This window comes from Pedobacter segetis, from assembly GCF_016623585.1.
GTDB lineage: Bacteria > Bacteroidota > Bacteroidia > Sphingobacteriales > Sphingobacteriaceae > Pseudopedobacter > Pseudopedobacter segetis.
The window spans coordinates 83,332-93,765 of record NZ_JAEHFY010000019.1; the positions used below are offsets into that span (position 1 = coordinate 83,332).

The window sequence follows — 10,434 nt, forward strand, 5'->3', positions numbered from 1 at the left end:
GCATAAATAATTTTTAAATTATTTATGCCTTTGCTTTTTTGTTATTTTGTTGAACCTTATTAAATAAACCAATTTAAATGACCAGATTCATCCTCTGTTTTATTTTAGGCTCTCTTGTTATCCAAACTACGTATGCTCAAAATTTAGAATTTAAGCATATATCCATTGATAATGGATTATCTCAGAATACCGTTAATTCAATTGCTCAAGATAATAAGGGGATCATTTGGGTAGCTACTTTGGGGGGCTTAAATAAATTTAACGGCTATGATTTTACCGTTTTTACACATAATGAAAGAGATAGTAATAGTATCAGCCATGATAGGGTAAATGTTATTTTTATTGATAAGGCGGGAAATTTATGGGTAGGTACAGATGATGGCTTAAACCTATATAATCCATATAACAATCATTTTACGGTTATTAAGAATGCCAATAATTCACGATATTTTGTGTATAGCATTAAGCAGGATAAAACCGGCAAACTTTGGGTAGGCACACAACAAGGTTTAAAATTTTTAGATAACAAAAAAAACAGATTAGTAGATGTTGACCTAAATATATCGAATTATAATAAAAGGGTTCAAAGTATATATGAAGATGATCTTGGTTTTTTGTGGATAGGCCTCGCAAAAGGATTCAAAATTTATGACCCACGCAAAAATAAATCTTCAGAAGGCCCTAAAGAACTTGAAGAAAGTTTAAGTAATTCTTGGGTACAATCCATCAAACAATCAAAAAATAAAGATTTTTGGTTTGCTACAGAAAACGAAGGAGTCTTTGTTTATAAAAAACAAAATAATAAGGTTGTTAATTACAATAAAGAAAACGGAATACTTAGTAATACAGTAAGAGACCTGTTTTTTCACGATAATGGGCACCTTTGGATGGCTACAAAAATGGGGCTAAGTATCCTAAATCTAAGCTCTGGTAAAATAATAAACTATATTTACTCACCAGAATTAAGCACAGAAAACTCTTTAAGCCATCCATCTGTAAAATGTATTTTTAAAGATAAATCCGGCAATATTTGGATGGGAACTTATGCCGGAGGTATCAATCTGGTTTATAACTTTTCAAAAATTTTCTCCTACAAGGGAATCAGGCAGGGAGACCAAAACCCGCTTTCAAATAAAGAAGTAAATGCCATTTTAGGTAATGATGACAATAAATTTTGGATAGCCACAGATGGTGGTGGTTTAAATTATTGGAATAAAACCACTGGCAAGGTGGATGTGTATAAATACGATACGGATAACGTTTTATACAATTTTATCAAAGATGTGGCTTATAATGACGACAATAAAAAGCAGCTTTGGCTGGGCAGTTCTGCCGGTATTTTAATATTTGACATTGCCACTAAAAAATTCACAGAGTTTAGAGATATCCAGAAAGGTGCTAATGTAGAATTTAACCATGATTATTGTTTCTTAAATTCGCCGTATGGGTTATGGGTAGGAACCAACTATAATGGTTTACACCTTATAAAAGATAATAAAATAATAAAATCTTATACCCTGCCTAATGGTAAATTAATTTCTAATAACGTCTCATGCCTTTTATTAGAAGGAGAGAATTTATGGACTGGTTATCTACTCTCGGGATTAAGTAAGATAAACCTGAAAACCGGAAAAATCGATTCTTATGCTTTTGATAAAAATGACATTTACAGCCTCAGTAATAATTCTATTTCCTGTTTGTTTATAGATTCAAAAAAAAGATTATGGATAGGAACCAATGGCGGAGGTTTAAATTATTTTGATGAGCATAACAATAAATTTTATGTGATTAATTCTCAATATGGGTTAGCAAATAATAATATTCACGCGATAGAAGAAGACAATCAGGGTGCGCTTTGGGTAAGTACCAATAAAGGTGTTTTTAAGGTTGTATTAAAATCTAATGATTTTCCACTAAGTCCTAAATCAGTAGAAACTACCAACTATACCGTTTTAGATGGCCTTCAAAGCAACCAATTTATTAAAGGTTCATCATTCAAAAATAAAAACGGAGAAATATTTTTTGGAGGCATATACGGGTTAAACAGTTTTTTCCCTGATAAGATTGTTTATAATAAAGAAATCCCAAATATCATATTAACCGATTTTACGATCCTCAATAAGGAAAAAAATCAAGAGGATAGCTTATCCTCAAAACCCGTTGATTACCTTAAAGAAATTACTCTAGATTATGATGAAAGTTATTTTACCATAAAATATGCTGCGCTCAACTATGTTTTTCCAGAAAGAAATAATTATGCATATAAACTAGAAGGTTTAACAAAAGATACCTGGCATTACGTGGGCAATCAAAAAGAAGCCACTTATACAGGCTTGGAACCGGGCACTTATACTTTTTTGGTTAAAGCATCAAACAATAGTGGTATTTGGAATAATACTCCACGCCAGCTTAAAATCGTTGTACTACCACCATGGTGGAGAACTAATTTGGCTTACTTACTATATGTACTGGTTGTGCTGGGCTTACTTTATCTATTTAATTATTATACCAAATACACCGAGCGTTTAAAAAATACTATTCAATACGAAACCGATTTATACCATAAAGAGCAAGAACTTTCTCAAAAGAAATTGAGTTTTTTTATTAATATTTCTCATGAGATTAAAACGCCAATTACCATGATTATGGCTCCGCTGCAAAAGCTGTTAACCATTCATGAAGGAAATACAACCACATCAAATTATTTAGAATTGATGAATAAGAGCGGTCAAAGATTACTCAATTTAATTGATCAGCTGCTCGATCTAAGAAAATTTGATGATAATGATGTGATGTTAAAGGCCGCAAAAGGTAACCTAATTAGATTTACAAAAGAGATTGTAGTGGTGTTTGGCAGTTTAGCAAAGTCAAAAAATTTAGACTTAACATTTTCATCTGATGAAGAAAGGCTGGAATTATGGTTTGATAGAGATAAACTGGAGAAAATTTTATACAATATCATTTCTAACGCTATAAAATACACACCAGATTATGGTAAAATTGAAATTGCTGTAAATGAAGATAAAGAACATCAATACGCCATTATAAATGTAATTGATAATGGGGTAGGTATTTCTAAAGAAAGATTGCCGGATATTTTCTTGCCATTTAAGCCATTGGATGTTAGCAATAATAACATAAAAGGAACTGGTGTAGGCTTGGCTTTTGCCAAAGAACTAATTGATTTGCACCATGGCTTAATACAAGTGGATAGTAAGGAGGCAAGTAAAGATAACCGTGGATATACCAAGTTTTCCATAAAAATACCTCTGGGTAAAAATTACCTTGCTGATAAAGAAGTAGATAAAGAATATCTGATTTCCGAAGATATTAATAATTACAAATCTTACAGTTTAAAGCAACAAACCAACTTCCAAGAAAGAAAAGGGCTGATTCAGCAAGCAAACGATAACGAGAAATTTACCATGCTTTTAGTGGAGGATAATCCAGATGTTATTAACTTCTTGGCAGAAATTTTTGTAGATAATTTTAATGTTATAAAATGTTTTGATGGAGCAGCAGGTTTGGCCGAAGCTTTACGAACCATGCCCGATATCATTATAAGCGATGTAATGATGCCTATAATGGATGGGATAGAATTATGCAGTAAATTAAAATCAAACATGGTTACAAGCCATATTCCCGTGATATTGCTTACCGCAAGAAGCCCGCTCATATTTAAGCTAGAAGGATTAGAAAATGGAGCTGATGATTACGTAACAAAACCTTTTAATTTCGATTTGTTGGATGTTAAAGTTTGGAATCTGTTAGAAAACAGGCAGAAAATGAAATCACGTTACCAAAAGGAAATCACGCTGCAACCTACCAATACCACTATTTCCACTTTTGATGATAAGTTCTTAGAAAATATCATGAAGTATATTGAAGATAATATTGCCGAGGAAACATTAAATGTGGAAGATTTAAGCCAACATATAGGTATGAGTAGAGGAAATCTTTATAGAAAATTAAAAGCTTTAACAGGTAAAAGCCCAGTAGAGTTTATTAGATATATAAGATTAAAGAGAGCCACCCAATTGCTCAAACAGCATAAAATGTACATCAATGAAGTGTCTTATATGGTAGGTTTCCAAAACGTGACTTATTTTAGAAAGTGTTTTAAAGAAGAGTTTGGCTATACACCAACCGAATTTGCAAAAACCGATGACAGCGAAATAGGATAAAATTTTTTGACTTAAAATAAATTTAATGAGAACAGTAAAAAAAACATTATTAAAACTAAGCATCTTACCTATTGCATTAGTTTGCTTTTCTTTTAGCAATTCAAATTCTGCTAAAGTAAAAGATAAAAACTTGGATAGTTTATTAAAAGCTAACATAAAACTAAACTGGAATAAGTCTAAGTCTGGCCCATATACCAAACAACAAGCAGAAAAAGATTTCGGCTCATTAATAGACTGGGCGCCAACACGGGCCGACATTGTGGATAACACTTTTAGAGTTACACTTTTGCCTAATTTACTGTCTGGCTACGGAGGCTTAGTTGCCAAAAGCTGGATTGAAGAAGGAACAGCCTACGAGCTTAAATATGAAGTGAAATTTGATAAAGATTTTGATTTTGGTAAAGGCGGTAAAGTGGGTTTTGGTTTAAGAGTAGGAGATGGCAATACCGGTTGCGACAAAGCAAATGATGGCAACGGCGGTAGTGCAAGGCTAATGTGGTACACCAGCGGCGGAACAACTAAATTTAAACCCTATATGTATTATTATGATATGCCCGAAAATTGTGGCGATAATATGGTTTCGGACGCTTTTTACCCTAAAGAAGGAAGTATAGAAAAGGGAAAGTGGTATAAAATCAGAATTTATGTAAAAAGTAATAATTACGATAAAAAAGACGGTAGAATTCAGGTTTTTATTGATGGAAACTCAGTACTGGACCAGCCCATTAGATGGACAGCCAATAACGCCAAAAGATTTATCAATAAGCTTTCTAATGATACCTTTAGAGGAGGAAGTGGGGACGATTGGAAAACCAATAACACAGGGTATATCTATCTGGATAATCTGGAGCTTAAAAAAATAGAATAAATGCGGATAAGAAAAAATTGACAGCTCCCAGCTGTCTTTTTTGTTAATTAGAATTCTGATTATAAGTTTTTTAACTTAATTGGTTGATTATGAGGCTATTTTTTTACTTATGTAGTTGCTTTTTGATACTTGTATAGGCTATTAATAATTCCTGCTCTCCCTACATTAGCTCATCGTTTAACAATACTTTAAAAGACTTTAAACGGTACAACCAATTATCACTGCAGCAATAATCCAAAAATTGCCACTGTGTACAACTATTTATTTTTTAACCTTTATTAATCAAAATTTTATGATCCGATTTAACATTAAATCAATGACAGCAATTTGTTTGCTGGGAATGCTAGGTGTGGTTTCTTCTTGTAAAAAAGAAGTCAAAGAACCTTCAATTGAACAACAGCCCAATGGTTCTGACAAAGTATTAAAAGCATTAGGTAGCGGAGACTGGATTAACTTTACCACCTCTGGCAACAAAGAATACACATCTGCACTGGCAGCAGGTAATTTCGGTCCGATCGTTAAAAATAGCGGTTTTGACACCGGAAGGGCGCAAATCATCAATCACGAGTTAAAAGTAACAATGCTAGCTCATAAACTAACTGGTGATGGTGGCGTTATAGGAAACTTTGATATTCCAGATGGTCCATCTTATGAAGTAACTTACCGGGTGAAATTTCCTTCGGGCTTTATTTGGGGTGGCAATGATAAGGGAGGTAAGTTAGGTTTTGGCTTTGGAATTGGCGATGGAAATACCGGAGGTGATAAATCGGATGGAAACGGCGGAAGTGTTAGACTAATGTGGATAAAACTAAGTAACGGGAAAGCGGTATTTAAACCATATATCTATCATACTAATATGCCGGATAGTTATGGTGATGATTTAGGTTTGGATTATGGCTACTCTCCAAATGACCAAGGTTTAAATACAAACACCTATTATACCATAAAAATTCGGGTAAGGAGTAATACCAATGCTGATAATATTAGTTCTCATAATAATGGCGAATTAATGATGAGTGTTGATGGCCATACTTTTCTTTCACGAAACAACATGAATTTTGCATGGAAAAGCGGTAAAAAATGGATAAGGGAACTGCTGTTTCAGACCTTTAGAGGAGGTAAGGAGGATTCATGGAAAACAGGTACCGATACTTACATCTATTACGATGATATTAAATTCACAAAAGACCCAACAGGTACTTTTTAATTTTCATGCTATTCCAAAGGAAGTATTTTCCTTTGGAGTAGTTTAATCATACATTTTTCAATGTTTTGAACAAATGTATCTTATTCATTTGAAATGGTGTCTCAACTATTTCGATAATCTTTAATAAATATTTTTTACCACTGCTAATGTATTAAGAAAGTTATTCATATTTTAATTAAACTAATTTTAGGATGGTTAATTTAAAAACAGGGCGGGTTTGGAAACATCTACGGAGAAGGCTTCAGTACCTTATACCAACTCGATATAGAAAAAGCTTTACAGATTAATAAACCTTAAAATTCAACGTCATGAAAAAAATCTTACTCTTAACATACCTAGGCTTCATCTTTTTGGCTTCCTGCAAAAAGGATAAACAACCCTCTGCGCAGTATTACGGAGAACCAATTTCAGAAAGCAGAGAATTCTTTCCTGACCAAGAACTTTTTGATTTTACCACTAGCCCTGCCGTAAGCCCAGACGGTAGGTATCTAATTTACATTGTACCCTCAACTGTTAGCATAGCCAGAAAAGGTCTCTGGCTGATAAATTTACAGACAGGCGATAAAAAATTACTGAAAAAGGACGCCACTTATTCTTCCCCATCGTGGAGTCCGGACAGCCGACATTTCTGCTATATATTCAACGGTAACTTAATGATAAGTGATATTAACGGAGATGATACAGAACAGTTAACTTTCGACAGAAGTTGTTTGAGGCCAAACTGGCATCCAACAAAAAAGAAAATTGTTTTTGATGGTAATATATCCGGAACTTATACTATTGATGTTGTTGATATTGAAACGGCGGATATTACCCAAAGTATCAGCGCTACCGATATAGGTGGCAGTGCAGGATGGATTAGCAATACAGACTCTATTTTAACAAGTCAAAGTAACTATGGTTATAGAATATTAAACTTAACTACAGGGCAAGTTTTACTTAGTGTTAATTGGTTGACTTTGATTAAAAAAAACGTATTTGCCCTTCCTTCTATTTCAAGAGACGGTAAAAAAATAGCATTTCAGGCAGCTAACGGGATATATATCATCAACACCGACGGGACAAACCTACAGCAGGTATTATACAATTCCGTAACCCGAAAACCCGGCACTCCATATAAATCAGGGGATAAACTGGTCAATGACATTTCCTGGCATCCCGACGGCAAACACCTGATTTACCAAATCATAGAATTTACTACATCCTCGATAGGATTTGGGAATGTTTACGGAGAAGGGTATTCGACTTTATACAAACTGGATATAGAAAAAGCATTACAGATTAATAAACCTTAAAAATTCATCATTATGAAAAAAATCTCACTTTTATTGTTCTTGTTTTTTGCAAGCATTTATTCTTTTGCACAGTTGAAAGATAGCTTGAAAATCGTTAAAACCAATGAACAGGGCCTATCGGATCCTGAACGAAAAATGCCGATTGCCATAGATGGCATTGATTTTAAAAACTTGGACTATGTGAAAGGAAGGCTGGTGGTTAAGTTTAAACCAAACGTCTTAAATTTTGCAGTTTTAAACGACGTTCAATTCCGCAAAGAAGCTATTAAAATGGTTGGCGAGGATACAAAAGCTTTGCCCAACAGTTTAACATCAGTATTTCAGGATATTGTTAGTTATAGACCCCTAACAAAAATACCTCAGAAAATTGTTCAAAAAGAGGCAATTGAGAAAGACTCTTTAAAGAACGAGGATGATCACGTATATAATATAGTGGTAATAGATTGTAAAGAGGGAAATGAAGAAGCCTTGGCCAAAAAGTTATTAAAAACAGGTCTTTTTGAATATGTCTCCCCAGATTACAAATTGTATTTAGACACTCCACCTAATGATAATGCCTATTACTTACAGGCAGGACTAGACCAGGCAAATGATATAGACATTGACGTGGAAGATGCATGGTTGACCAATACAGGAAGTCCAAATGTTAGAGTAGCTATTTTAGATACAGGTATAGATTATAATAACGACGATTTAGGCAACGGGACCTGGAATGTTGCCGGTGCTAAAGTAAGAGCCGGTTATAACTATTATGATGGAAACAGTAATCCCCTAGATAATGACATCACATCAAGCCACGGTACAGCGGTTGGCGGTATTATCGGTGCTTACAGAAATAACAATAACCGAGTAGCGGGGATAGCTGGCGGAGATGCGACAACAGGGAATGCAGGTGTTTCCTTATATGCGCTTAAAGTTTTTAGCGGTTCAGATGGTACCAGCAGACCGACAGGCTCGTCATCAGCAATGGCGGCGGCATTGATAGATGCTGCAAAGCCGGAAAGCGAAGGAGGCTATGGCTGTCAGATAGCCAATTATAGTGGAGGCTCTCCTGCATCTTCAGGCGGTTCATTTATTAACATGTTTCTTCCGGGCAATCCCGCTTATGATGCTATGCGTTATGCGGCCAGACATAATTTGTTGTTTGTAGCAGCTAAAGGGAATGAAAATACCAATGCCTTGCATTACCCTTCGGATATTAAAGATAATTGGGTTTTATCTGTTGGCGCATCTAACGGATCCGATCAAAGAGCTTCTTTTTCGAATTTCGGAAACAACATTGATGTGGTGGCACCCGGAACTTCTGATTTAGTTTATACCACCAAACGTGTAGCAAGCGGAAGCGAGGGTAGTTTTAATGGAACTTCTGCAGCCGCACCGGTAGCTGCCGGGGTTGCCGCATTGTTAAAATCGCAGAATATGGCTTTACACCGGGATGATATAGAACAATTGATTAAATTATCAGCAGTAAAAGTAGGTACTTACACTTATACAAACGGTTATAATGAAGAAATGGGTTTTGGTAAAGTAAATGCTGCTAACGCCATGGCCTATTTAAAAGCACCTTATCAATTGATGCAAAATACTGTAACTGGTGGTGCAATCGAAAGTATTTCGGGAACTATGGGTATCTTTTTAACTTCTGGGAGTGAACTGGCTGAGGGTTATTATACGGGCAAGCATTATCAGGTTAAAACAACCATACAAAAACCATTTTGTAGTGGAGAAAATTATTTATGGCCCAGAATAGAGGGTGCTTCTAAAGGATGGTCTGGTGCAAACCCAAATAATCAGGAAAATTATATTTATCAAAATAATGAAACATCTACGTCGGTTGATTTAACTACATGGGTTTATTATATACAAAGTAATACGCTTGGGCAAACAATCAATGCATGGTATCCATGTGCTCCACAGGACGTGAAATTTGCTTATACAGCTTTGGGTTTATCTGAATATTATAAAATTAACCAACCCATATCCGGTGTCTCCTCAATTTGTGAAGTTTCAGGAAATTATGAAATTGCAGATTTACCAGCTGGTGTAATTGTAAACTGGAGTATAACGGGTAATGCCACTACTTTATCCCAGACTAACAATATTGCTACTTTAACAAAAATTAATGATGGTTTTGTTACCCTTACCGCCACTATCAATACACCTTGCGGCACTGTTATAAGAACTAAAGAAATTACGGTGGGGATTCCATATTTTAATTCCGTGGTTTTAGCCAGTTCTACTGGTCCGTCTAATTATTTTATTGCGACCGGAGACCCGGTTATTGTAACTATAAATCCCCTATATCCTCATGCGATTAGTTATCACTGGGAAATGTTTCCTTATCCAGACGAGGATTATTATATCCAAAACGGGTTGCCCGTTCCCTCGGGTAATATAACCGGAAGTTCAAGTAGTGTTACAATAGAAATGTATGTTCCGGGCGTGTACAGGGTAAGTGTTAAAGCAGTAACGGAATGTGGCGAATCTGAGCCTCAAGAAACTTATTTCGAAGCTGTAGGGCCTGGCAGCTTAGATGGGATATATTCCTATAATATATTTCCCAACCCGGTAAGTTCAGAGCTTACTGTTTCGTACGAAACAGAGAAGAATATCCAGAAAAGCTCATTAAAACAAACCCAGCTAGCCGCTATGGCAAAAAGTTACCATGTTCAACTCCTCAATGATAGGGGTATGGTATTAAGGGATATGGAAAATAGAAAAGACAACAGTAAAATCGTGATTAATACGCTCGATATCCCTAATGGAACCTATTACCTTCATATTTTTCACAATGATAAAAAAGTAATTAATTCAAGTTGCTAGTTAAAGAATAAAAAAGTAAGCATCAAAAATGAGAAATTTGGTTTACTACAACTAAAT

5 protein-coding genes are annotated in these 10,434 nt (G+C 35.0%); all 5 read left to right on the forward strand.

Going from position 1 to position 10,434, the window contains the following annotated elements:
- Nucleotides 1-77: 77 nt before the first annotated feature.
- Nucleotides 78-4,184, forward strand: coding sequence for a hybrid sensor histidine kinase/response regulator transcription factor (locus I5M32_RS13315; protein WP_200587182.1), 4,107 nt, complete (start codon nucleotides 78-80; stop codon nucleotides 4,182-4,184).
- Nucleotides 4,185-4,209: 25 nt separating this feature from the next.
- Nucleotides 4,210-5,052 (forward strand): polysaccharide lyase, encoded by an 843-nt coding sequence (locus I5M32_RS13320; RefSeq protein ID WP_200587184.1) that lies wholly within the window; start codon nucleotides 4,210-4,212, stop codon nucleotides 5,050-5,052.
- 316 nt (nucleotides 5,053-5,368) lie between these two features.
- Entirely contained in the window at nucleotides 5,369-6,259 is an 891-nt protein-coding gene (locus I5M32_RS13325; protein WP_200587186.1) for a polysaccharide lyase, read from the forward strand.
- 308 nt (nucleotides 6,260-6,567) lie between these two features.
- A complete protein-coding gene (locus tag I5M32_RS13330) occupies nucleotides 6,568-7,554 on the forward strand; it encodes a DPP IV N-terminal domain-containing protein (RefSeq protein ID WP_200587188.1) in 987 nt (328 codons plus the stop codon).
- Between the two features lie 12 nt (nucleotides 7,555-7,566).
- Complete coding sequence (locus I5M32_RS13335; protein WP_200587190.1) at nucleotides 7,567-10,377, forward strand: S8 family serine peptidase; 2,811 nt, start codon at nucleotides 7,567-7,569, stop codon at nucleotides 10,375-10,377.
- Nucleotides 10,378-10,434: the final 57 nt, after the last annotated feature.